The sequence below is a fragment of the Streptomyces gelaticus genome (genome assembly GCF_014649535.1).
Taxonomy (GTDB): Bacteria; Actinomycetota; Actinomycetes; order Streptomycetales; family Streptomycetaceae; genus Streptomyces; species Streptomyces gelaticus.
In genome coordinates, this window is the sequence record NZ_BMTF01000002.1 from 289,883 (window position 1) to 314,409 (window position 24,527).

19 protein-coding genes and 1 pseudogene are annotated in these 24,527 nt (G+C 70.3%); 14 read left to right on the plus strand and 6 right to left on the minus strand.

Annotation, left to right across the window (positions count from 1 at the left end):
• Window positions 1–60 precede the first annotated feature (60 nt).
• From IE107_RS04045 to IE107_RS04055, 3 genes are all read right to left on the minus strand, one after another.
• The gene (locus IE107_RS04045; RefSeq protein ID WP_189541099.1) at window positions 61–1,380 is read right to left on the minus strand and encodes an MFS transporter; all 1,320 of its coding nucleotides are present in this window, start codon (window positions 1,378–1,380) and stop codon (window positions 61–63) included.
• A 117-nt stretch (window positions 1,381–1,497) separates the two neighbouring features.
• The gene (locus tag IE107_RS04050; RefSeq protein WP_189541101.1) at window positions 1,498–2,040 is read right to left on the minus strand and encodes a methylated-DNA--[protein]-cysteine S-methyltransferase; all 543 of its coding nucleotides are present in this window, start codon (window positions 2,038–2,040) and stop codon (window positions 1,498–1,500) included.
• 46 nt (window positions 2,041–2,086) lie between these two features.
• Entirely contained in the window at window positions 2,087–3,037 is a 951-nt protein-coding gene (locus IE107_RS04055) for a glycerophosphodiester phosphodiesterase (RefSeq protein ID WP_189541102.1), read from the minus strand.
• Between the two features lie 216 nt (window positions 3,038–3,253).
• Between IE107_RS04055 and IE107_RS04060 the strand changes: the two genes are divergently transcribed.
• From IE107_RS04060 to IE107_RS04085, 6 genes are all read left to right on the plus strand, one after another.
• The gene (locus IE107_RS04060; protein ID WP_189541104.1) at window positions 3,254–4,138 is read left to right on the plus strand and encodes an MHYT domain-containing protein; all 885 of its coding nucleotides are present in this window, start codon (window positions 3,254–3,256) and stop codon (window positions 4,136–4,138) included.
• Window positions 4,139–4,200: 62 nt separating this feature from the next.
• The gene (uvrB, locus tag IE107_RS04065) at window positions 4,201–6,321 is read left to right on the plus strand and encodes an excinuclease ABC subunit UvrB (protein ID WP_189541106.1); all 2,121 of its coding nucleotides are present in this window, start codon (window positions 4,201–4,203) and stop codon (window positions 6,319–6,321) included.
• A gap of 132 nt (window positions 6,322–6,453) precedes the next feature.
• Window positions 6,454–7,032: a TerD family protein gene (locus tag IE107_RS04070; protein ID WP_189541108.1), complete on the plus strand. Its 579-nt coding sequence runs from the start codon at window positions 6,454–6,456 to the stop codon at window positions 7,030–7,032.
• A gap of 163 nt (window positions 7,033–7,195) precedes the next feature.
• Window positions 7,196–9,130 carry a TerD family protein gene (locus tag IE107_RS04075; RefSeq protein ID WP_189541110.1) on the plus strand — a complete coding sequence of 645 codons (1,935 nt, stop codon included), beginning with the start codon at window positions 7,196–7,198 and terminating at the stop codon, window positions 9,128–9,130.
• 311 nt (window positions 9,131–9,441) lie between these two features.
• Window positions 9,442–10,446, plus strand: a complete 1,005-nt coding sequence (locus tag IE107_RS04080) for a TerC family protein (RefSeq protein ID WP_189541112.1) — start codon at window positions 9,442–9,444, stop codon at window positions 10,444–10,446.
• A 61-nt stretch (window positions 10,447–10,507) separates the two neighbouring features.
• On the plus strand, window positions 10,508–11,104 hold the full coding sequence (locus IE107_RS04085) for a tyrosine-type recombinase/integrase (protein WP_229866677.1): 597 nt from the start codon (window positions 10,508–10,510) through the stop codon (window positions 11,102–11,104).
• A gap of 206 nt (window positions 11,105–11,310) precedes the next feature.
• Here the strand turns inward: IE107_RS04085 and IE107_RS04090 are convergent.
• A pseudogene (locus IE107_RS04090) lies at window positions 11,311–11,520 on the minus strand (IS110 family transposase); the annotation flags it as partial.
• Window positions 11,521–11,781: 261 nt separating this feature from the next.
• Between IE107_RS04090 and IE107_RS04095 the strand changes: the two are divergent.
• Together IE107_RS04095 and IE107_RS04100 are read left to right on the plus strand one after the other, a co-directional pair.
• Window positions 11,782–12,846: a hypothetical protein gene (locus IE107_RS04095; RefSeq protein WP_189541114.1), complete on the plus strand. Its 1,065-nt coding sequence runs from the start codon at window positions 11,782–11,784 to the stop codon at window positions 12,844–12,846.
• Window positions 12,810–13,220 carry a hypothetical protein gene (locus IE107_RS04100; protein WP_229866678.1) on the plus strand — a complete coding sequence of 137 codons (411 nt, stop codon included), beginning with the start codon at window positions 12,810–12,812 and terminating at the stop codon, window positions 13,218–13,220. The genes IE107_RS04095 and IE107_RS04100 overlap by 37 nt, the downstream gene beginning before the upstream one ends.
• A 155-nt stretch (window positions 13,221–13,375) precedes the next feature.
• Here IE107_RS04100 and IE107_RS04105 read toward each other — a convergent pair whose 3' ends face one another.
• Together IE107_RS04105 and IE107_RS04110 are read right to left on the minus strand one after the other, a co-directional pair.
• Complete coding sequence (locus IE107_RS04105; RefSeq protein ID WP_189541116.1) at window positions 13,376–14,029, minus strand: MBL fold metallo-hydrolase; 654 nt, start codon at window positions 14,027–14,029, stop codon at window positions 13,376–13,378.
• Window positions 14,030–14,039: 10 nt separating this feature from the next.
• Window positions 14,040–14,729, minus strand: coding sequence for a maleylpyruvate isomerase family mycothiol-dependent enzyme (locus IE107_RS04110; protein ID WP_189541117.1), 690 nt, complete (start codon window positions 14,727–14,729; stop codon window positions 14,040–14,042).
• Window positions 14,730–14,904: 175 nt separating this feature from the next.
• On the opposite strand from IE107_RS04110, the gene uvrA reads away from it, so the two are divergent.
• The 6 genes from uvrA (at window position 14,905) to whiA (ending at window position 24,393) form a co-directional block, all read left to right on the plus strand.
• Entirely contained in the window at window positions 14,905–17,964 is a 3,060-nt protein-coding gene (uvrA, locus tag IE107_RS04115; protein WP_189541119.1) for an excinuclease ABC subunit UvrA, read from the plus strand.
• 314 nt (window positions 17,965–18,278) lie between these two features.
• Entirely contained in the window at window positions 18,279–18,707 is a 429-nt protein-coding gene (locus IE107_RS04120) for a Rieske (2Fe-2S) protein (RefSeq protein WP_189541121.1), read from the plus strand.
• Between the two features lie 652 nt (window positions 18,708–19,359).
• Entirely contained in the window at window positions 19,360–21,396 is a 2,037-nt protein-coding gene (gene uvrC / locus IE107_RS04125) for an excinuclease ABC subunit UvrC (RefSeq protein WP_189541123.1), read from the plus strand.
• Window positions 21,393–22,382, plus strand: coding sequence for an RNase adapter RapZ (rapZ, locus tag IE107_RS04130; RefSeq protein WP_189541125.1), 990 nt, complete (start codon window positions 21,393–21,395; stop codon window positions 22,380–22,382). The genes uvrC and rapZ overlap by 4 nt, the downstream gene beginning before the upstream one ends.
• Window positions 22,379–23,413: a gluconeogenesis factor YvcK family protein gene (locus IE107_RS04135; RefSeq protein ID WP_189541127.1), complete on the plus strand. Its 1,035-nt coding sequence runs from the start codon at window positions 22,379–22,381 to the stop codon at window positions 23,411–23,413. Before rapZ ends, IE107_RS04135 begins: the two co-directional genes overlap by 4 nt.
• Window positions 23,404–24,393: a DNA-binding protein WhiA gene (gene whiA / locus IE107_RS04140; RefSeq protein WP_148834166.1), complete on the plus strand. Its 990-nt coding sequence runs from the start codon at window positions 23,404–23,406 to the stop codon at window positions 24,391–24,393. The genes IE107_RS04135 and whiA overlap by 10 nt, the downstream gene beginning before the upstream one ends.
• Window positions 24,394–24,527 lie beyond the last annotated feature (134 nt).

The window sequence follows — 24,527 nt, forward strand, 5'->3', positions numbered from 1 at the left end:
GAGGACCGAGAGCCCCAGGAGCCCCGGGGTCCCAGGAGGGGGCCGGGAGCTTTAGGAGCCTCAGGCGTCGTGTGGCGACGCCGGTGCCGTGGGCCGGGCGAGTGCCCGGCGCAGCGCCAGCGCCGCCATCGGCAGCAGCAGACACGCTCCGACCACGTTCAGCCAGCCGTAGCTCGCGCGGGCGACGATGACCCCGGCGACGGCTCCGCCGATGCCCGCCGCCGTGTTCATGGTCAGATCCGACAGCCCCTGCACGGCGGCGCGGGCGGCCTGCGGCACGGAATCGGTGAGCAGCGCCGAACCGGCGACCAGCCCCGCCGACCAGCCGAGGCCGAGCAGGAAGAGACCGGCCGCGGTCTGCCCGTGACTGGCGCCCGCGGTTCCGGCCAGCAGCGCGGCGCAGGAGAGCAGTCCGACCGCCAGACCGATCACCGCGAGCCGGCCGAAGCGGTCCGACAGCCAGCCCATCACCGGGGAGAACGCGTACATCCCCGCGATGTGGCCGCTGATGACCAGGCCGATCAGCTGGAGTCCGGCGCCGTGGTGACCCAGGTCGACCGGGGTCATCACCATGATCGACACCATCGCGGTGTGCGAGACGGCCACCGTCACCAGCGCCAGCCGTGCCATCGGCGAGGCCCGGACCGCCGCGATTCCGGCACGCAGCGAACGGCCGGCCAGGGATGCTTCGCCCTGCGGCGCCAGCGCCCGCGCCGTCAGCAGCGGGTCCGGCCGCAGCAGCGCCCCGACCACCACGGCCGCCAGCAGGAAGATCCCGGCCGCGAAGACGAACGGGCCCGCCTGCTCGGATATCGCGGAGCCGCGGAAGACACGCCCCACCGGGGCGGCGATGTTGGGCCCGAGGACGGAACCGATCGTGGTGGCCCAGATGACGGTGGAGATCGCCCGGCCGCGCCGGTCGGGCTCGGCCAGATCCGCGGCGGCGAACCGGGCCTGCAGATTGGCCGAGGAACCCGCGCCGAACCCGGCCATGCCGAGCAGCAGCAACGGGAAGCTCTCCACAAGGGTGGACAGGACCACCAGCCCCGCGCCGAGCGCGCCGATCAGATAGGCCAGTACGAGACCGGGGCGCCGCCCGCGCGCGGTCATCAGCGCGGCCAGCGGCAGCGAGAGCAGTGCGGTCCCGGTCACCGAAGCGGTCGGGGCCAGGCCGGACAGCGCTTCGGAGCCGCTCACCTCCGTGGCCAGTACGGGCGCCAGGGCGATACCGATGGGCACGCCGAGGCCGCCGAGTATCTGGCTGCCGATGAGCACCGCGGACGTTCTGCGCCGCAGCCCGGGAAGCTCGGCTGCCAGGACCCGGGCTGCGGGGCGGCCGGGCCCGGTGGGGGTGTCAGGTGCATCAAGGGTGTTGGTCACTGACGAAGTGTGCCAGTCCGTACACGGGTACGAAACCGGGCCCGGTCCAGGCACGACGTGCCGCCGCGGAGGCGATGACCCCGGGGCCGCTTCGGTGCGAAGACTCCGGCGGCCGGCTCAGAACAGCGGCTGCGGCAGCACGCCCTCCAGCGCCAGCAGCTGCCGCTTGGTGTCGAGCCCTCCGCCGAAACCGCCGAGTCCGCCGTCGCTCTCCACCACCCGGTGGCACGGCACCACCACCGGCAGCGGGTTGGACGCCATGGCCACCCCGACCGCCTGCGCGGCACCCGGCCGGCCCACGCGCCCGGCGAGCTCCCCGTATCCGACGACCGTCCCGTACGGCACGCCCGTCGCCAGCTCGCGGAGCACCTGGCGGTTGAAGCCGGAGATCAGCGACCAGTCCAGAGCGAGCGAGAACTTCTGCGACGAGCCCGCGAAGTACGCCGCGAGCTGGCGTACCGGCTCGGCGAGCCGGGCGGAGCCGGGACTCTCCACCGGCTCCGCGCCGAGCCGCGTCCGCAGCTGCCCGACCGCCTTCTCACGCACCTCGGGGCGGGCGTGGAAGACCACGCTCACCAGGCCCGTGCCGGTCGCGGCAAGGAGCAGCGGGCCGATGCCGCTCCCGACGACGGCCCACTCGACGACCCCGTTGCTGTTCATGGGATCCACCGTACGGCCGCCCACTGACAACCGGCCGCGGCCCCGGTCAGCCGGTGGCTTCGCGCACCACGTCGGGGTTGTTGGTGATGATCCCGTCCACGCCGAGGCCTGCCACCTTCCGGGCGCTCGCCGCGTCGTTGACCGTCCAGGTGTTGACCCGGAGCTTCTTGCCGTGCGCGCCCTTCAGCGCGTGCACCGCGTTCACGTAGTCGGCCGAGATGGAGGTGTAGGAGGGGTTGATCTGGTCGGTGAAGGCCGCGTACGAGGGCAGGTCGGCCACCGCGGGGGTGCCGAGGAAACCCGTCGTGATGTCCGGGCGCAGCTGGTGCACCTTCTTCACGCTGTCCGCTCCGAAGCTCTGGATGACGAGCCGGTTCTTCACATGAGCGCGGTCGAGCCACCCCTTCTGGCGCAGCACCCGCAGGGTCTCCTTCTCGATGCCCGGGTAGGTCTCGGGGCTCTTGATCTCCAGCAGCAGCTTCTGCCGGTTGCGCTCGACCCGGTCCAGATACTGCTCGAGCGTGGGCACCCGGGTCCCCGCGAACTGCGGGCCGAACCAGCTGCCCGCGTCCAGCCGGGCGATCTCCGCCGCCGTGAAGTCCTTGACCGCCCACGAGGTCCGGTCCGGGAAGACCTCCTCGACATCGGTGGTCCGCTTCAGATCGGTGTCGTGCACGACCACCAGCACACCGTCCTTGGTGAACTGGACGTCGTTCTCCACCCAGTCGAAGCCGAGGGCATCGGCCTTGTCGACGGCGGCCAGGGTGTTCTCCGGCGCATAGGCCGAAGCGCCCCGGTGGGCGAAGACGAGGGGGGCGGTCCGCTGCGCGTCCGTGGTCCGGGCGCTCACGGCACTGATGCCGGTGACCGCGGTCACGTGCCCGGTTCCGGCGGCGGCCCGGTCCGTGGTCCGTGTGTCGGTGGCCGACATCAGGAAGGCGCCGGTGCCCATCAGGGCGGCGGCGGCGAGCGCGGCGGTTGCGGTGCGTGCGTACACGTGTACTCCTTGCGTCGGAAGGTGCGGACGGGCCGAGAGTGGCAGCCACGCCCCAACGGAGGACAGGCGAAGGATGGCCACAACGTGAACGCGGCCGCCGATGCCGGGGCACGGGCCGAATTCCCGCTCGATAAAATGCAGTCCTTCTGTTTGTTTGCCGGGACTCGCGCCTTAGGGTCACCCCGAAACCCGGGCTTCCGCGAAGGGCGTACGAGCATGCAGGGCACGATCGACGGTTTCAGTTATGGAGCGGTGACGCCCGTCGCGGCCTTCCTCATGGCCTGCCTCGGCGCGGCGCTCGGACTGCGCTGCACGAACCGGTCGCTGCGGACCGAGCGCTCCTTCAAGGCCGGCTGGCTGGCCCTCGGTGCGACGTCCATCGGCTCCGGCATATGGACCATGCACTTCATCGCGATGCTGGGTTTCTCCGTCGACGGGATGACCATCGGCTACGACAAGCCGATCACCTTCGCCAGCCTCGCGGTCGCCATCGGCATGGTCGGCGTCGGCATCTTCATCGTCGGGTACCGCGGAGCCACCAGAATGGCCCTGGTGACGGGCGGCACCATCACCGGACTCGGTGTCGCCACCATGCACTACCTGGGCATGGCCGGAATGCGTTTCGAAGGGCAGTTCGAGTACGACACGATCACCGTGGCCCTCTCCGTCGTCATCGCCGTGGTGGCCGCCACCACGGCGCTCTGGGCGGCCGTCTCCGTCCATGGGTTCCTGCTCAGCCTCGGGGCCAGCGTCGTCATGGGCGTCGCGGTGAGCGGCATGCACTACACGGGCATGGCCGCGCTCAGTGTCCATGTGCACCCCGGCGCCCACCCCGACGCCGCTGCGGCCGGCGCGGCGACCGCACCGCTCGTGCCGTTGCTGATCGGACCCGGCTGCTTCCTGATCCTCGCCGCGGTGGTCGTGATGTTCGATCCGCTGATGGTGATGGGCACCCCGGACTGGAACGACCCGAGGACCTCGGGGGCCGGCCGCCCGCCCGGGATACCGGCCCAGCGGCAGGTGCCGCGGTTCGGGACGCATGCCGACCCGGCCTCGTTCCACTCCCGGCCGCGCGACCCCGCGCCGCCGGGAGAATGGTGATCCCGGCCCGGCACATCGGCTGACCGCGCCCGGTTGTCAGTGGCGGGTCGTACGGTGGTTCCATGCGGCCCGTTTCGAAGATCGAACGTTCGGTGGCGCCTTTCGAGGTCGTCAGTCCCTACCAGCCCAGCGGCGACCAGCCCGCGGCCATCGCCGAGCTGGAGCGGCGCATCCGCGCCGACGAGAAGGACGTCGTCCTGCTCGGAGCGACCGGCACCGGTAAGTCGGCGACCACCGCATGGATGATCGAGAAGCTGCAGCGCCCCACGCTCGTGATGGCGCCGAACAAGACGCTCGCCGCACAGCTCGCGAACGAGTTCCGCGAGCTGCTGCCCAACAACGCCGTCGAGTACTTCGTCTCGTACTACGACTACTACCAGCCCGAGGCGTACGTCCCCCAGTCGGACACCTACATCGAGAAGGACTCCTCCATCAACGAGGAGGTCGAGCGGCTGCGCCACTCCGCGACGAATTCGCTGCTCACCCGGCGCGATGTCGTCGTGGTCGCCTCCGTCTCCTGCATCTACGGCCTCGGTACACCCCAGGAGTACGTGGACCGGATGGTCCAGCTCAAGGTCGGTGACGAGATCGACCGGGACCAGCTGCTGCGCCGCTTCGTCGAGATCCAGTACACCCGCAACGACCTCGCGTTCACCCGGGGCACCTTCCGGGTCCGCGGTGACACCATCGAGATCTTCCCGGTCTACGAGGAGCTCGCCGTCCGCATCGAGATGTTCGGCGACGAGATCGAGGCGCTCTCCACCCTCCACCCGCTCACCGGCGAGGTGATGAGCGAGGACCAGTCCCTCCACGTCTTCCCCGCCAGCCACTACGTCGCGGGCCCCGAGCGCATGGAGAAGGCGGTCAACGGCATCGAGCAGGAGCTGGAGCAGCGCCTGGCCGAGCTGGAGAAGCAGGGCAAGATGCTGGAGGCCCAGCGACTGCGGATGCGCACCACGTACGACATCGAGATGCTCCGGCAGATCGGCACCTGCTCCGGCGTGGAGAACTACTCGATGCACTTCGACGGCCGCTCGCCCGGCACCGCCCCCAACACCCTCCTCGACTACTTCCCGGAGGACTTCCTCCTCGTTCTCGACGAGTCGCACGTCACCGTGCCGCAGATCGGTGCGATGTACGAGGGCGACGCCTCCCGCAAGCGCACCCTCGTCGACCACGGCTTCCGGCTCCCCTCCGCGCTCGACAACCGCCCGCTGAAGTGGGAGGAGTTCCTGAGCCGGATCAACCAGACCGTCTACCTCTCCGCCACCCCCGGGAAGTACGAGCTGTCCCGGGGCGACGGCTTCGTGGAGCAGATCATCCGGCCCACCGGCCTCGTCGACCCGGAGGTGGTCGTCAAGCCCACCGAGGGCCAGATCGACGACCTGGTGCACGAGATCCGCACACGCGCCGAGAAGGACGAGCGGGTCCTGGTCACCACCCTCACCAAGAAGATGGCCGAGGATCTCACCGACTACTTCCTGGAGCTCGGCATCCAGGTCCGCTATCTGCACAGCGACGTCGACACGCTGCGCCGCATCGAGCTGCTGCGCGAGCTGCGCTCCGGCGAGTACGACGTACTGGTCGGCATCAACCTCCTGCGTGAGGGCCTCGACCTGCCCGAGGTGTCGCTCGTCGCGATCCTCGACGCGGACAAGCAGGGCTTCCTGCGCTCGGGGACGTCCCTGATCCAGACCATCGGCCGCGCCGCCCGGAACGTCTCGGGACAGGTCCATATGTACGCGGACAAGATCACCCCGGCGATGGAGCAGGCCATCGACGAGACCAACCGCCGCCGCGAGAAGCAGATCGCCTACAACACCGAGCGCGGTCTCGACCCGCAGCCACTGCGGAAGAAGATCAACGACATCGTCGCGACGATCGCCCGCGAGGAGGTCGACACCGAGCAACTGCTCGGCACCGGTTACCGCCAGGCGAAGGGCGCCAAGGCTCCCGTGCCCGCGCTGGGTATCAAGCCGGCCGCCTCCAAGAAGGCAAAGGGCGGCGGCGAAGCGGTCACCGACCGGCCCGCCACCGAACTCGCCGGAATCATCGAGGAGATGACCGACCGGATGCGGGCGGCCGCCGCGGACCTCCAGTTCGAGGTGGCGGCGCGACTGCGTGACGAGGTCGGGGAGTTGAAGAAGGAGCTGCGCCAGATGCGCGAAGCGGGGCTCGCCTGAGCCCCGTCGCATCGAGTGTGTTGCAGGACCGACACAAATCGGCCCCGAGCGGCCGCGCCACCGGCGCGACTGCGTAGGGTTCTGGGAAACCGCGCACGGATGGTTGCGGGGAAAGCGGAGAGGGGACAGCGCGTGACGGTCAATATGACCAAGGGTCAGGCCATCAGTCTGCAGAAGAGCGATGGGGGGACCCTGACCGCGGTGCGGATGGGGCTCGGCTGGCAGGCCGCACCGCGCCGGGGTCTGTTCGGTTCACGTACACGGGAGATCGACCTCGACGCATCGGCGGTGCTCTTCGCCGACAAGCAGCCGGTCGACGTGGTCTTCTTCCGCCACCTCGTCAGTGACGACGGCTCGGTCAAGCACACCGGGGACAACCTGGTCGGCGGCGCCGGTTCCGGTGGCGACGACGAGGCGATCCTCGTCGACCTGCAGCGGGTGCCGGTCCACATCGACCAGATCGTCTTCACGGTGAACTCCTTCACCGGCCAGACGTTCCAGGAGGTGCAGAACGCCTTCTGCCGCATCGTCGACGAGACCAACGGCCAGGAGCTCGCCCGCTACACGCTGAACGGCGGCGGGCAGTACACCGCCCAGATCATGGCGAAGGTGCACCGCTCGGGGAACGGGTGGCAGATGACGGCCCTCGGCAACCCGGCCAACGGCCGCACCTTCCAGGACCTGATGCCGGCGATCCTGCCGCACCTGTAAGCAGGGCCCGACCGGGGAGGGTGCCGAGGGTCCTCGGCACCCTCCGATCCGGTACACATCGGTTACCCGCAGCTCCCGGAGGCATCGGCCGCCGGGAGCTGCACCACATGACGCCGCACCGCACGCGGCGCGCCACGCAGTGACTCGTCGAGGGGACAGGGCAATGACGGCCGAGCTGGTCCGGGGGCAGAACCACACCTTGCCCCATACCCGTCTGGAGATCCGGGTATCGGCCGGCACGCCCGTCGTGGCCGGCGCCACGCTCGGCGACGAGCACGGCACAGTGCACGGCACCGAGTGGATCGCCCACCCGGGGTCGCCTCAGCTCCCCGGGCTCGAAGTATCCAGACAGGCCGCGGCCGACCACCGGCTCGCCGTGGACCTCGACGCCCTGCCCGCCCCGGTGCACCGGGTCACCGTGCTGCTGGCCCTGCCGACGGGAGTCGGCGGCCCGGTACGGTTCGGCGCGGTCGCCTCCCCGTTCGTCGCCGTCACCGCGCTCGACGGCACCGAGATCGCCACCTTCACCCTCACCGGCCTGGACACCGAATCCGCGGTCGCGGCCCTGGAGCTCTACCGCCGCCAGGGCGCCTGGAAGGTGCGCGCCGTCGGCCAGGGCTACGCGGGCGGCCTCGCCGCCATGCTCGCCGACCAGGGGCTGCCCCGGGCCCCCGAGCTGGCCCACACGATCCAGGACGCGGTCACCCGGGCGATGGCCCGCTCGGTCACCCCGCCCCCGCCCCGCACCCCGGACGCCGGCCGGGCAGGATCCGGCGCCGGCCCCGTATCGCCGCCGGACGGCCGCAGGCCCGCCGCCCAGCCGTCCGAACCGCTCACGGGGCCCGTCACCCCGCCGCCCGCCGCCCCGACGGGCGGACCCATCAACTACGCGCACCCGCGCCGCCAGGCCGCCGCACCCCCGCCGCCCCCGCCCACCGCGCCGCCCACCGAGCCGGGCCGCCCCGCACAACCCGTCGCCGGGAACGCGACCGGCTGGTCCATGGACGAGCGCCTCTACAACCAGATCTGGGGCATGTTCGAGGACCTCGCCCGCACCACCGCCGCCTACCGCAGCGCCGTCGAATTCGCCGAGTCCCGCATGGAGCAGGAGCTCGACCGCACGCTGTCCGACCCGCGCAGCCGGATCGGCGGCGCGGGGGACCGGGCCCGCGAGGAGGCCCGTGCCAAGCGCGACGAGCTGACCGCCCGGGCCCGTGAGGCCCTCGACCGCGACCTCGCCCAGCTCGCCGCCGAGGCCGCCGTGGTGGAGCCCGCGCTGCCCGCCCCGTTCGCGGGCTGGGACAACCCCGTCTGGCACGCCTACCGCGTCCCCATGGAGATCCCCATGGCGCTGCGCATCGGCGACCTTCACCTGCCGGAGAATCCCGGCCTGCACATCCCGCTGCTGGTCCGGCTGCCGCTGGAGCGCGGCATCTGGATCGACAGCGGCCGCACGGCGTCCGAGGCCGCGGCCATGACGGACGGCGCCCGGCTGCGCGGCCTCGCCATGGAGAGCGCGGTCGCGCACGCGGCCCGGCTGCTGGCCGTCTACCCGGCCGACGAGTTCTCGGTCCATGTCATCGACCCTGCGGGCTCGGCGGCCGGAGCGCTCGCCCCCCTGGTGCGGTCCGGGGTGCTCGCCGGGCCGCCCGCCTCCGGAGCAGGAGGCGTGGCCACGGTCCTCGCCCATCTCACCCGGCGCGTCGATCTGGTCCAGATGGCGATCCGGGCCGGCGCCGCCGACTCCCTTCCGCCGGACGTGGACACGGGCGAGCAGCTGCTGATCGTCAACGACTTCCCGCACGGATTCGACGACCGGGCCGTCACCCAGCTGCGCTACCTGGCCGACGAGGGGCCCTCGGTCGGTGTCCATCTGCTGATGGTCGCGGACCGGGAGGACGCCGGCGCGTACGGGCCGGTGCTCGACCCGCTGTGGCGTTCGCTGCTCCGGCTCACCCCGGTCGCCGACGACCACCTGTCCGATCCCTGGGTGGGCCACGCCTGGACGTACGAGCCGCCGCGGATGCCGCCGGGCAGCCGGGTCCTGGAACAGGTCCTCGCCCAGGTGGCCGCCGCCCGACGCCCCCGGCGCTTCTGAACCCCGGCGTACCGGCACCGACTCGGCCGGGTGGCCGGCCCGCATGTGGGCCCGCCACCCGGCATCGCTTTTCACGCCACTCCCACCAGCGCTTTTGAATGATCTTTACCCTCTTCTTTACCTTTCCTTGGTGTTTCCTGTACTGTTCTTCGGGCGGAGGGGAGTACTCCCGTACGCGGTGTTCCCGTCAATACGGACCGTGACCGGTCCCGGGGCGCCGGCCCGTGGCGTGCAGCCCGTGCGCCCGGGTGGAAGAGACCTCCGGCAGCGACGACGCTGATCAGTAGCCGTAGCGAACTGCCGGAGGCGCAGTGGACGTTTCATGGACCCTCTGGGTGCTGACCATTCTTGGTCTGTCAGCCCTTATCGCCGTCGACTTCTTCATCGGGCGCAAGCCCCATGACGTGACGACCAAGGAAGCCGGAATCTGGACGATCGTCTGGATCGCGCTGGCCGTCCTCTTCGGGCTCGGCCTGCTGCTCTTCGGCGAGAGCCAGGCCGCGGGCGAGTTCTTCGCCGGCTTCATCACCGAGAAGTCGCTCAGTGTCGACAACCTCTTCGTCTTCGTCCTCATCATGGCGAAGTTCTCGGTCCCCTCACACCTCCAGCAGCGGGTGCTGCTGTTCGGTGTGCTGATCGCGCTGGTGTTGCGGGCGGTCTTCATCGCCGCCGGTGCCGCCGTGATCGCCAACTTCTCGTGGGTCTTCTACATCTTCGGCGCATTCCTGATCTACACCGCCTGGAAGCTCATCCAGGAGGCGCGGGCCGACGAGGAAGAGTCGGAGTTCGAGGAGAACCGCCTGCTCAAGACGATCGAGCGCCGCTTCGGGGTGGCCGACCGCTACCACGGCACCAAGCTCTTCATCCGGAACAACGGCAAGCGCGTCCTGACGCCACTGATGGTCGTCATGCTCGCCATCGGCACCACCGACGTGCTGTTCGCCCTGGACTCCATCCCCGCGATCTTCGGTCTGACCCAGGACCCGTACATCGTCTTCACCGCCAACGCCTTCGCCCTGATGGGGCTGCGACAGCTGTACTTCCTGATCGGCGGGCTGCTGAAGAAGCTGGTCCACCTCAGCTACGGGCTCTCGGTCATCCTCGGCTTCATCGGGGTGAAGCTGGTGCTGCACGCACTGCACGAGTCGGGGGTGCACGTCCCCGAGATCTCCATCCCGGTCTCGCTCGGCGTCATCTGCGGCGTGCTGGTGATCACCACGATCACCAGTCTCATGGCCAACAAGAAGCAGGCCCGGGCGGAGTCTGCCGAGGACGCCGACGAGACCGCCGGCAAGGGCGCAGGCACAGCCGTCTGACCGGCGGGCGGGAAACGGACACCGGCCGGGGCGGGCGACGCATCGTCGCCCGCCCCGGCCGGTGCCCAGCTCAGGCGCTCTCGCCGGGAAGCGGAACGCCGCCCTCGCATTGGTCGGCTTCGCCACGGCGGCCCGCGTCTCCGAGCTGGCCGCGCTGGACCTCGCCGCCGTCGTGGAGACGGAGCACGGCTACGACGTGACCGTGTACCGGAAAAGAGTGCGCAAGCACACCACGAACGCCGTCCTGTACGGCACCGACCCGGCCACCTGCCCCGTCCGCGCGCTGCGCACCTACCTCGCCGCCCTCGCGGCCGCCGGACGCACCGAGGGCCCTGTGTTCCTCCGCGTCGACCGGTGGGACCGCCTGGCCCCGCCCATGACCCGGGGCGGCCGCATCATCGGGGACCCGGCCGGGCGGATGACGGCGGAGGCCGCCGCCGAAGCGATCGAGCGCCTGGCCGTCGCCGCCGGCCTTTCCGGCGACTGGTCCGGGCACTCCCTGCGCCGCGGCTTCGCCACCGCAGCCCGAGCCGCCGGACACGACCCGCTGGAGATCGCCCGCGCGGGCGGATGGGTCGACGGCTCCCGCGTCCTCGCTCGGTACATGGACGACGTCGACCGCGTGAAGAACTCCCCCCTGGTCGGCATCGGCCTGTGAGGGGGCACATGCCCGGCATCCGCGAGTTCGCCGACGCAGGCACACGGAGTCCGCGGTGAACCCGATCGCCGACGCGCGAACGGACCCGTGAAGGTAACCACGGAAGCCGGACCCCATGGACCGGCCCTCGTCGCCGACTGCCACTGTGCGCCGTCTCTCGTCGGCGGGCCGGGGGCCGCCGTGCACGGAGGTCATTGCGGGCCGGTCAGGGCGCCGATCGACGCGGGCTGGTCGACCACGACGAGCACGGTCCCGTGCTTGGCCTGGAGCTTGGCGAACACCTCGCGCAGTTTCGGTTCGCTGTTGGGCAGGCGCTTGTCGAACGCCTTCTTGCCGGCCGGGGTGACGGCGGTGGCGTGGTGTTCGCCCTTGCCGACGTTCAAACCGAGGTAGACGTCGATGTCACCGGTGTCGATCACGTGCGTCCTTCAGTCGTGCCCACCCGGCCGTCCGTCGGCACCGATCGCCACATCCACATTACGAAGAGCCTCCCGGAGGAGTCGGTGGTCATGCCCCTAATCAGCGGTCTGTCAGTGCCTCCGGGACCGGTGACACCACCCCCCGGGCCATACGTTCAACAGGGGGGAGCAGTCATGCCGATCCCGGAGGCCGGGAGCCCCATTGCGGGACCACGAAAAAGGTAATGGGGGGCACACGGGCGCACCGAGGGGATCAATATGGCGATGATCACGGTGGACGTGGCGGTTCCCGACGCGCTGCCGCCGGTCGTGGATGTGGCAGCGTTGCCAGCGGCCCTCGGTGACGCGGGGCCGGCGTGGCTGGTGCTGTCCGAGGACGGTCGGCTGGCGCGATGGACGCCGACGACCGGCGAGGTGCAGGATGTGGCCCGGTATCGGGAGGAGAGGCTGGCGTCCGAATACGGTGGCGGCGTTCGGCTGCGGCTTCACGTGTCTCGATGTGGCCGTTGGGCGGCGGTGGTTCAAGACCGCGGTCGGTACGGCACCGTCGTCGATCTCACCACTGGTTCGCCAGCGTTGAAGTTGGACGGCGGGGATTACTGCTGTGAAACCGTCCCGTTCGCGTTGGCGTTCGCCGAACACGGTGGCCGGCCGGTTGTCGTCCATCGCACTGACTGGAACCGGTTGGATGTCACCGATCTCGCGTCCGGCGAGGTGCTTACGGCGCGGGACAGCCCGGATAGAGATGAGGAAGATGCGGAGCACGACCTCGATTACTTCCACGGCGCGCTGTCGCTGAGTCCTGACGGGACTCGTGTCTACGACGGCGGTTGGGTGTGGCAGCCGTGGGGGATGCCGGCGGTGTGGAGCCTGACCGCCTGGCTGCACGACAACCCGTATGAGTCCGAGGACGGGCCCAGCTATGCGGTGTATCCCGAGGTCTCGGAGTGGAACTGGCCGGTGGTGTGGATCGACGACGGGCGGATCGCGGTGTATGACCGGGACGATGCCGGCAGCGGTACCGTCCACGTCCTCGACCCCACCTCGATCGAACTGCGCTCGCCAGGCGTCCGATGGATCAAGGCGGTCGCGACGTTCCCCTGGCCGGTCGGCGATTTCGGCTTTTTCACCGACGGAGAGCATCTGCTGATCGCCGACGAGGCCGGTCTGCAGGGCGTCGACATCACCAGCGGACAGCAGGTGTTCGCGATCGACGGGTTCCGCCCGGCGCGTCAGGATCGACATACCGGAACGCTGATCCAGGTCGGCAGCGCCAATGCCCGGTTGTGGACGCCGCCGGAGTGGACTGCGCGCGCTGGCTGAGCTGCCATTTCCCGCAGGGTGCCGAGCGGGAGAACATCCGCGAGTCCACACTGGAAGGGCTCGACACCGCCTCTCGCAAGGGCAAGCACGGCGGCCGACCGCCGGTCATCACCGACGACATGCTGCACACCGTGCTGCGGCGCCGCGCGAACGGCGAGTCCGTCGAGCAGATCCAGCCCGACCTGATCATCCCCACCGGCAAGCGCAAGGGGCGCAACCCCTCGGTGGCCAGCGTCTACCGGGCACTGGCCGAGCAAGCCAAGCGCGAGGCGTACCCCGAAGCTGCCGAGAAGGCCCCCGCCGACTTCGCCGCCCTCCAGGCCAGCGAAGTCCCCGGCCCCCGCCTCGCTCTTCTTGACCGAGCGTCACTCTGATTACAGAGAGCTACTTGTCACTTCGCCGTAGCTTCGGGAGAACAGGGCCCCATCGGGGCGCGGCTACCTGACCCGCACAGACCGAAGGGCCCTATGCCGATGAGGTTGGCGTAGGGCCCTTCGGTGGGGCGGCCCCGCTTGTACGAGGTTCCGGTTTACCAGCCTCGGGCTCTCCACTCCGCCAGGTGCGGGCGTTCCGCGCCGAGCGTGGTGTCGTGACCGTGGCCCGGGTAGACCCAAGTCTCATCCGGCAGCTGGTCGAAGAGCTTGGTCTCGATGCCGCTCATCAGCGACTCGAAGTCCTTCGGAAGTGTTGTCCTCCCAGGACCGCCCGGGAAGAGGCAGTCCCCGGTGAACAGGTGCGGAGCGCCGTGCGGGTCGTCGTAGACGAGCGCGATGGAGCCCGGGGTGTGGCCCACGAGGTGACGGGCGGTCAGGGAGACCTCGCCCACCCGGACCGTGCCGCCGTCGTCGACCAGGACGTCGGTCGGAACCGGGATGCCCTCGGCGTCGTACCGCCCGGCGTAGGTACGCGCTCCGGTGGCCGCCACCACCTCGGCCAGCGCCTGCCAGTGGTCACCGTGCCGGTGGGTGGTGACGACGGACGCGATGCCGTCGTCACCGATCAGCCGCAGCAGCGTGCCGGCCTCGGCGGCCGCGTCGATCAGGAGCTGCTCGCCGGTGGCCCGGCAGCGCAGCAGATACGCGTTGTTGTTCATCGGGCCGACGGCGACCTTGGAGATCATCAGATCCGTCAGCTCGTGCACGGCCGCGCGCCCGCCGACCTTGACCGCTCCGCTGTACGTCATGTCTCTCAGCCTATAGCGGGGGCAGTGCGGGAAGCGGGCCGCCTTCGACGGCCAGTGCCGCCCCGTCGCGGCGCCCGCAGAGCCAGCCGAGGAGGTCGGAGGCCGTGCCGCGGACTGTGACGGGGCCGCCCTCCGCGCCGCCGCCGGTCGTCCGGATCGGTCCCTGTCCGTCGTCCAGCCTCGTGGACACGACATCGGGGTGCCCGTCGAACCGCTCGGCGAGGAACTCGATCTCGCGGGCGACGAACTCCTCCGGCAGGTCCTCCAGCTCGTAGCCGGTACCCAGGTCGACATGGTGCAGTTCGACCTCGACGCGGCGGCGGAAGGGGACCCGGGAGGCGGAGTCCGTGACGCCGTTGCGCAGCGTGACCGTGCGGGACCAGTCGGCCGGGGCCGCGGCGGCGGCCGCGAAGCGGTCCGCGCTCCCGGCGAGGTCGGCCAGCTGCTCGGCCGGTGGCCGGGGCGCGTCGCGTTCGATGTCGCGGTCGCGGGTTTCGCTGTCTGCGTACATGGGCCGGCCCTGGAGAACATTTACGAGCGCGTCGGCGTTACGGGAGAGGTGCGCAAGGACATGTCCCCGGCTCCAGCCGGGAAGTCGCGACGGCTCGGCCAGTGCGGCGGCGTCCAATTTTCCGGTGGCGCTGAGCAGCCGATCGGTTGCTTCACGTACGGCTTCCAGGTCGTGCGCATGATCAATCATGAGGCTGAGCCTAGCCTCGCCACTCATTCGGGTGAAGGAGTCCACAGGCGTCCGTAAATCGAATGTGCGTGCTATACGCTCGGAGTCGAAAGCTTCGTACAACGCTGTGGCGCCCCCCATACCCTGGGACAGGGGCTCAGTTCCCCCACTTCTCTCCAGAAAGGTGCGGACCGGCGTGGCCGACCGTCTCATCGTCCGTGGCGCTCGCGAGCACAACCTCAAGAACGTCTCGCTCGACCTCCCCCGCGACTCCCTGATCGTTTTCACCGGGCTCTCCGGGTCGGGCAAGTCGTCTCTCGCGTTCGACACGATCTTCGCCGAGGGCCAGCGGCGCTACGTGGAGTCCCTCTCCTCGTACGCCCGCCAGTTCCTCGGCCAGATGGACAAGCCGGACGTCGACTTCATCGAGGGCCTCTCGCCCGCCGTCTCCATCGACCAGAAGTCGACCTCGCGCAACCCGCGCTCGACGGTCGGCACGATCACCGAGGTCTACGACTACCTCCGGCTGCTCTTCGCCCGGATCGGCAAGCCGCACTGCCCGGAGTGCCGCCGGCCCATCTCGCGCCAGTCGCCGCAGGCGATCGTCGACAAGGTGCTCGGCCTGCCCGAGGGCAGCCGATTCCAGGTGCTCTCGCCGCTGGTGCGCGAGCGCAAGGGCGAGTTCGTCGACCTCTTCGCCGATCTCCAGACCAAGGGCTACAGCAGGGCTCGGGTCGACGGCGAGACCATCCAGCTCTCCGAGCCGCCCAAGCTGAAGAAGCAGGAGAAGCACACCATCGAGGTGGTCATCGACCGTCTCACGGTGAAGGACAGTGCCAAGCGCCGGCTGACCGACTCGGTCGAGACCGCGCTCGGGCTCTCCGGAGGCATGGTCGTGCTCGACTTCGTCGACCTCCCCGAGGACGACCCCGAGCGTGAGCGAATGTACTCCGAGCACCTCTACTGCCCGTACGACGACCTCTCCTTCGAGGAGCTCGAACCGCGCTCCTTCTCCTTCAACTCGCCCTTCGGCGCCTGCCCCGACTGCACGGGTATCGGTACGCGGATGGAGGTCGATCCGGAGCTGATCGTCCCCGACGAGGAGAGGACGCTCGACGGGGGCGCGATCCACCCCTGGTCGCACGGCCACACCAAGGAGTACTTCGGCCGGCAGATCAACGCGCTCGCCGACGCCCTCGGATTCCGTACGGACATCCCCTGGGCCGGGCTGCCGCAGCGGGCCAGAAAGGCCCTGCTCCACGGCCACAAGATCCAGACCGAGGTCCGCTACCGCAACCGCTACGGGCGGGAGCGCGCGTACACCACCCCCGCCTTCGAGGGCGCGGTGCAGTTCGTCAAGCGGCGGCACTCCGACGCCGAGAGCGACTCCAGCCGCGAGCGCTTCGAGGGCTATATGCGCGAGGTGCCCTGCCCGACCTGTGAGGGCACCCGGCTCAAGCCGATCGTCCTCGCGGTGACGGTGATGGAGAAGTCCATCGCCGAGGTCGCCGCGATGTCGATCAGCGAGTGCGCCGAGTTCCTCGGCCGGATGACGCTCAACGCCCGTGACAAGAAGATCGCCGAGCGGGTGCTGAAGGAGGTCAACGAGCGGCTGAGGTTCCTCGTCGACGTCGGCCTGGACTACCTCTCGCTCAACCGTGCGGCCGGAACCCTGTCCGGCGGCGAGGCCCAGCGCATCCGGCTCGCCACCCAGATCGGCTCGGGTCTCGTCGGCGTGCTCTACGTGCTGGACGAGCCGTCCATCGGCCTGCACCAGCGGGACAACCACCGGCTGATCGAGACCCTCGTCCGGCTCCGCGACATGGGCAACACGCTCATCGTCGTCGAGCACGACGAGGACACCATCAAGGTCGCCGACTGGGTCGTCGACATCGGCCCCGGCGCCGGTGAGCACGGCGGCAAGGTGGTCCACTCCGGATCGCTCAAGGAACTGCTGGCCAACGGCGAGTCGATCACCGGTCAGTATCTGAACGGCGAGAAGTCGATCCCGATGCCCGATGTCCGGCGTCCCGTCGACCCGCAGCGCAGGCTCACGGTCCACGGCGCCCGGGAGAACAACCTCCAGGACATCGACGTCTCCTTCCCGCTCGGTCTGCTCACCGCCGTCACGGGCGTCTCGGGTTCGGGGAAGTCGACGCTGGTCAACGACATCCTCTACACCCACCTGGCGCGTGAGCTGAACGGCGCCAAGTCGGTCCCCGGCCGCCACACCCGGGTCGACGGCGACGACCTGGTCGACAAGGTGGTGCACGTCGACCAGTCACCCATCGGCCGCACGCCCCGGTCCAACCCGGCCACGTACACCGGGGTCTTCGACCACGTCCGCAAGCTGTTCGCGGAGACGATGGAGGCGAAGGTGCGCGGCTATCTGCCGGGCCGCTTCTCCTTCAACGTCAAGGGCGGCCGCTGCGAGAACTGCTCCGGCGACGGCACCATCAAGATCGAGATGAACTTCCTGCCTGATGTGTACGTGCCGTGCGAGGTCTGCCACGGAGCGCGCTACAACCGGGAGACCCTGGAGGTCCACTACAAGGGCAAGTCCATCGCCGAGGTGCTGGACATGCCGATCGAGGAGGGCCTGGAGTTCTTCGAGGCCGTTCCGACGATCGCCCGCCACCTCCGTACGCTCAACGAGGTGGGCCTCGGTTATGTCCGGCTCGGCCAGTCCGCGCCGACGCTCTCCGGCGGTGAGGCGCAGCGCGTGAAGCTTGCAAGTGAGCTGCAGAAGCGCTCCACCGGTCGCACGGTCTACGTCCTGGACGAGCCGACCACGGGTCTGCACTTCGAGGACATCAGCAAGCTCATCAAGGTGCTCTCCGGGCTGGTCGACAAGGGCAACTCGGTGATCGTCATCGAGCACAACCTCGATGTGATCAAGACTGCGGACTGGGTCATCGACATGGGTCCCGAAGGCGGCAGCGGCGGCGGTCTGGTCATCGCCGAGGGCACTCCGGAGGAGGTGGCCGGGGTTCCGGCCAGCCACACCGGAAAGTTCCTCCAGGGCATCCTGGACCCGGACCGGGTGAACGAGGCCGCGGTGCCCGCTGCCCGTAAGCCGGTGCGGAGGGTGGCCGCGAAGAAGGCGGTCGCCGCCAAGTCGACCCCGGCGAGGAAGACGGCCACGGCCAGGACGGGCGTGGGCCAGACCGCGAAGTCCGCCACGGCCAAGAGCGCCAAGACGGCTGCGGCGAAGAAGCCCGCGGCGAAGAAGGCGACCCGCGCGCGCAAGGCCTGAGACCCGCGCGTCGCGGCGGCCCCCGGATCTCCGGGGGCCGCCGTTCGCGTTCTGCCACCGTCATCGCTGCTGCCACTGCTGAAGCCGCTGAGACTTCTGAACCCGTCGAACCCGCTGAGTCGCTGGGGCGGTGACCAGGGACAACCGTTCTCAGGAGGCCCGGCCGCAGGGCCGTCGGTCTCCGCCGGTATCGTCGGTTCTGTCACCGATGGCACCGATGGCGTCTGACAGCTCCGATGTCCGCGGCACTCCTGGTACCCGCGGCGCTCGGTCGCGCCCGGTGCCCATCCACCCCTTGGACCAGTGGAGACCGCATGTCCGGCCAGCCCGCCGCCCGTCGTACCGTGCTGAAGGGTGCCGCTCTCGCCGGCGCCGCCGGGCTGGGAGTGGCCGCCTGCTCGACCGATTCGAAGCTCGGCCACGCCGAGACGCCGACGCCGACCGCCCCGGTCGAGCTCGGCGCGCCGGACGAGATTCCGGTCGGCGGATCCAAGCTCTACCGCAACGAGCGGGTCATCGTGAACTGCCCGGGCAAGGGCGAGTACAAGGCCTTCAGTGCCCAGTGCACCCACGGGGGCTGCCTGCTGGACAAGGTCGAGGACAACGTGGGGACGTGCCCCTGCCACGGCAGCCACTTCGACACGACGACCGGCAAGGCGACGCGCGGCCCGGCGACTGCGCCGCTGCCCTCGGTCCCGGTCAGGGTCGAGGGTGGAAAGCTGATCGCCGGCTCCGACGCCTGACCCCGGCCGGGCCCCGACGCCGGCCCTCGGCCGGGTACTACCGGTTTCACCCCCAGTCCCAGTCGATGCCGACCGGACCGGGCCGTACCCCTGCTCCACCAGATGAACGGTCCGGTTCCTGCCGGTCGGCCTGAGATCCGTACGGGCGCCGCGCGGTGCCCTCGGCGGCACCTGGGCGAGGCGCCGGCACCGTACCGGCAGCGGGGCCCAGTGCCGCGGCGGCTCCAGCACCTCCTCCAGTGCCTTCACGGCCCGCAGGGACTCGGCGCACTGCGGGCGCCTGGCCTCCTGCTGCCAGCAACTCAGGCTCGTCACCCCGGCCCTGACCGCGAGTTGACCCGCTCCCGGCAACGGTTGATGCTCCTCGGGCAGAGACCGGACGCGCTCCTCGGACACCCGTCCGGCCACCGCGGGCACAGTGCTCGGCCCGGCCTTGACCGCCGCCTCGGCCGCCGCCGGAGCGGGCGCTCTCGCGGTGCTCGGCCTCGGCGGGCTCACCGTCCTGTGCGACCGCCGCCACCGGCAGAACCCGTGACCGGCAGTGGCACCCCCGGACCCGGGCGCCGGGCCCGCTTCCGCGATCCGCGCCCCGGAGCGCGGCACCACTTGCGGTCCGGCCGCACTGTCACTGCCCGCAAGTAGGGTGGGACACATGGCAGACCCCTCCAGCTACCGCCCCAAGCCGGGACAGATCCCCGACTCCCCGGGGGTCTACAGATTCCGCGACGAACACCGCCGGGTGATCTACGTCGGCAAGGCCAAGAACCTGCGCCAGCGCCTGGCCAATTACTTCCAGGACCTGGCCGCGCTCCACCCGCGTACGCGCACGATGGTCACCACGGCCGCCTCGGTGGAATGGACGGTCGTCTCCACCGAGGTCGAGGCCCTCCAGCTGGAGTACTCCTGGATCAAGGAGTTCGACCCTCGGTTCAATGTCAAGTACCGCGACGACAAGAGCTATCCGTATCTCGCCGTCACGCTGGGCGAGGAGTTCCCGCGCGTCCAGGTCATGCGGGGAGCCAAGAAGAAGGGCGTGCGCTACTTCGGTCCGTACGGGCACGCCTGGGCGATCCGCGAGACGGTCGACCTGATGCTTCGGGTCTTCCCGGTGCGTACGTGCTCCGCCGGAGTCTTCAAGAACGCCGCCAGGACCGGCCGTCCGTGCCTCCTCGGCTACATCGGCAAGTGCTCGGCCCCGTGCGTCGGCCGCGTCACCCCAGAAGAACACCGCGAACTGGCCGACGACTTCTGTGACTTCATGGCCGGCCGGACCGGTACGTACATCCGCCGCCTGGAGAAGGACATGATGGCGGCGGCCGAGGAGATGGAGTACGAGCGGGCGGCCCGGCTCCGCGACGATGTGGAGGCCCTCAAGCGGGCCATGGAGAAGAGCGCCGTCGTCCTGGCCGACGCCACCGACGCCGACCTGATCGCGGTCGCCGAGGACGAGCTCGAAGCCGCCGTCCAGATCTTCCACGTACGCGGCGGCCGGGTGCGCGGACAGCGCGGCTGGGTCACCGACAAAGTCGAGAACGTCGACACCTCGCGTCTGGTGGAGCACGCCCTCCAGCAGCTGTACGGCGAGGAGGCGGGCGACGCCGTCCCCAAGGAGGTCCTCGTCCCGGCCCTGCCAGAGGATCCCGACGCGGTCTCCCAGTGGCTCGCCGGCCGCCGCGGCTCCCAGGTCAGCCTGCGCATCCCGCAGCGCGGCGACAAGAAGGACCTGATGGCGACGGTCCAGCGCAACGCCCAGCAGGCCCTGGGGCTGCACAAGACCAAGCGTGCCTCCGACCTGACCACCCGCTCCCGAGCCCTGGAGGAGATCGCCGAGGCGCTCGGCCTCGACACCGCCCCGCTGCGCATCGAGTGCTTCGACATCTCGCACCTCCAGGGCGAGGACGTGGTCGCCTCCATGGTCGTCTTCGAGGACGGGCTCGCCCGCAAGAGCGAGTACCGCCGCTTCCAGATCAAGGGCTTCGAGGGCCAGGACGACGTCCGGTCGATGCACGAGGTGATCGGCCGCCGCTTCAAGAGGTACCTCCAGGAAAAGGAGCGCACGGGGGAGTGGGAGGAGACCCCCGCCCCGACCGGACCGGTCCCGGACGCCGCCCCCGGCCCGGACGCCGCCCCCGGCCCGGACGCCGAGCCGCGCGAGGACGACGGGCGTCCCAAGCGGTTTGCCTATCCGCCGCAGCTCGTCGTGGTCGACGGCGGCCAGCCGCAGGTCGCCGCCGCCAGGCGGGCCCTCGACGAGCTGGGGATCGACGACATCGCCGTCTGCGGCCTCGCCAAGCGCCTCGAAGAGGTCTGGCTGCCCGATGACGACGACCCCGTCGTCCTGCCCCGCTCCAGCGAGGGCCTCTATCTCCTCCAGCGCGTCCGTGACGAGGCGCACCGCTTCGCGATCACGTATCAGCGCGCCAAGCGGGCCAAACGCATCCGCTCCAGCCCGCTGGACGCCGTCGCAGGCCTCGGCGAAACCCGGAAACAGGCGTTGATCAAGCATTTCGGCTCCGTGAAGAAGCTGAGGCAGGCGACAATCGACGAGATCTGCGAGGTTCCGGGGATAGGCCGCAGGACGGCGGAATCAGTGGCTGTCGCCCTCGCCTCGACCGCCCCGGCCTCGCCCGCCGTGAACACGGCGACAGGAGAGATCATTGAAGAGGACGACGGGGGCAGCACGACATGACCGAGCGTGAGAACGCACACGAAGCCGAGCGCGAGCACGAAGTCGAGCACGACGGCACCGACCGAGCAGACGGAGCAGGACACGTGAGTACGGGCACCACGATCGAGACGGGCGACGGGAATGCGACCATTCCCGAGCTGGTGATCATCTCGGGGATGTCGGGCGCCGGGCGCAGTACGGCGGCCAAGTGTCTGGAGGACCTCGGCTGGTTCGTCGTCGACAACCTGCCGCCCGCCCTGATCCCCACCATGGTCGAGCTCGGCGCCCGCTCGCAGGGCAACGTGGCACGGATCGCCGTCGTCGTCGACGTCCGCGGGCGCCGCTTCTTCGACAACCTCCGCGAATCCCTCGCCGACCTGGAGGCCAAGCACGTCACCCGGCGGATCGTCTTCCTGGAGTCCTCCGACGACGCCCTCGTCCGCCGCTTCGAATCGGTCCGCCGCCCGCACCCCCTCCAGGGCGACGGCCGGATCGTCGACGGCATCGCCGCCGAGCGCGACCTGCTGCGCGAGCTGCGCGGCGACGCCGACCTGGTGATCGACACCTCCAGCCTCAACGTGCACGAACTGCGCGCCAAGATGGACGCCCAGTTCGCCGGTGACGAGGAGCCGGAGCTGCGCGCCACGGTCATGTCGTTCGGCTTCAAGTACGGCCTGCCGGTCGACGCCGACCTGGTGGTCGACTGCCGCTTCCTGCCCAATCCGCACTGGGTCCCCGAGCTGCGCCCGTTCACCGGGCTCAACGAGGAGGTCTCCGCCTACGTCTTCGACCAGCCCGGCGCCAAGGAGTTCCTCAACCAGTACACGGAGCTGCTCCAGCTCATCGCCACCGGGTACCGGCGCGAGGGCAAGCGCTATGTGACGATCGCCGTCGGCTGCACGGGCGGCAAGCACCGTTCGGTCGCCATGTCCGAGAAGCTCGCGGCCCGGCTCGCGACCGAAGGCATCGAGACGGTCCTCGTCCACCGGGACATGGGGCGCGAGTGACCAGCCGCAATCTGCGCCTGCGGCGGCTGCGCAGAGCCACCTCCGCGCTGCCCGGCCGCAAGCGCGGCGCACAGCCCAAGGTCGTCGCCCTCGGCGGCGGCATGGGGCTGTCCGCGTCGCTCGCGTCGCTCCGCCGGATCACCGGCGATCTCACCGCCGTGGTCACCGTCGCCGACGACGGCGGCTCCAGCGGCCGGCTCCGCGAGGAGCTCGGCGTACTGCCGCCCGGCGACCTGCGCAAGGCGCTCGCCGCCCTGTGCGGCGACGACGACTGGGGCCAGACCTGGGCCCGGGTGATCCAGCACCGCTTCCAGTCCAAGGGCGACCTGCACGAGCACGCGGTCGGCAATCTCCTGATCGTCGCCCTCTGGGAGCAGCTCGGCGACCATGTCCAGGCACTCGACCTGGTCGGCAAGCTCCTCGGGGCGCACGGCCGGGTGCTGCCCATGTCCGCCGTGCCGCTGGAGCTCCAGGCGCTGGTCCGGGGACACGACCCGGCCCGCCCGGACGACGTGGACACCGTGCGCGGACAGGCCACCGTGGCGCTCACCCCCGGCGAGGTGCAGTCCGTGCACCTCGTCCCGCACGACCCGCCGGCCGTCCCCGAGGCCGTCGCCGCGGTGCTCGACGCCGACTGGGTGGTGCTCGGCCCGGGATCCTGGTTCTCCTCCGTGATCCCGCACCTGCTCGTCCCCGAACTGCTCGACGCGCTCGTCGAAACCAAGGCCCGCAAGGTCCTCTCGCTCAACCTCGCACCGCAACCCGGTGAAACTGATGGCTTCTCCCCGCAGCGTCATTTGGAGGTTTTGGGACGACACGCCCCTAAACTCGCCCTGGACGTGGTGCTGGCCGACGAAGCCGCTGTGCCCGATCGTGAGTCCCTCGCCGATGCCGCCAAGCGGCTCGGCGCCGCGGTCGAGCTGGCGCCGGTGGCCTCACCCGACGGCGTTCCGATCCATGATCCGGAGCTGTTGGCCGCCGCGTACGACCGTATTTTTCGGATGCATGGAAGGATCGGCCCATGGCGATGACGCCGGCGGTGAAGGACGAAATCTCTCGGCTTCCCGTGACCCGGACCTGCTGCAGGAAGGCAGAGGTTTCGGCGATTCTTCGGTTCGCGGGTGGGCTGCACCTGGTCAGCGGCCGGATTGTGATCGAGGCGGAGCTGGACACCGCGATGGCGGCACGTCGGCTCAAGCGGGACATCCTCGAGATCTTCGGGCACAGCTCGGAGCTGATCGTGATGGCCCCCGGAGGCCTGCGGCGCGGTTCCCGCTATGTCGTACGGGTGGTGGCCGGCGGCGACCAGCTGGCCCGCCAGACAGGTCTGGTGGACGGTCGCGGCCGTCCCATCCGCGGGCTGCCCCCGCAGGTGGTCTCGGGGGCCACCTGCGATGCCGAGGCGGCCTGGCGCGGAGCCTTCCTGGCCCATGGCTCGCTCACCGAGCCGGGCCGCTCCTCCTCGCTGGAGGTGACCTGCCCCGGCCCGGAGGCGGCGCTCGCGCTGGTCGGCGCGGCCCGCAGGCTCTCCATCGCGGCCAAGGCCCGCGAGGTGCGCGGGGTGGACCGGGTCGTCGTCCGTGACGGCGATGCGATCGGCGCGCTGCTCACCCGGCTGGGCGCCCATGAGTCGGTGCTCGCCTGGGAGGAGCGGCGGATGCGCCGCGAGGTCCGCGCCACGGCCAACCGGCTCGCCAACTTCGACGACGCCAACCTGCGCCGTTCCGCGCGGGCCGCGGTCGCCGCGGGCGCCCGGGTGGGGCGCGCGCTGGAGATCCTGGGCGAGGAGGTGCCCGAGCACCTCGCGGCGGCCGGACGGCTGCGCATGGAGCACAAGCAGGCCTCCCTGGAGGAGCTGGGCGCGCTCGCCGACCCGCCGCTGACCAAGGACGCGGTCGCCGGCCGGATCCGCCGGCTGCTGGCGATGGCCGACAAGAGGGCCCAGGACCTGGGCATTCCGGGCACCGAATCCACCCTCGGCGAGGAGCTCGCCGACGGCCTGGTGGGCTGACCCGCGACGGGAACGAATCCGGCCGGATCCGGCACGCGCGGAGCTCCCCGGGATGCTGACGCTGCGTAGTTTTCGCTGCGTATGCGACCAAGTATTCGGAGGCCCGTACTCCTATCGAGGGGTACGGGCCTCAG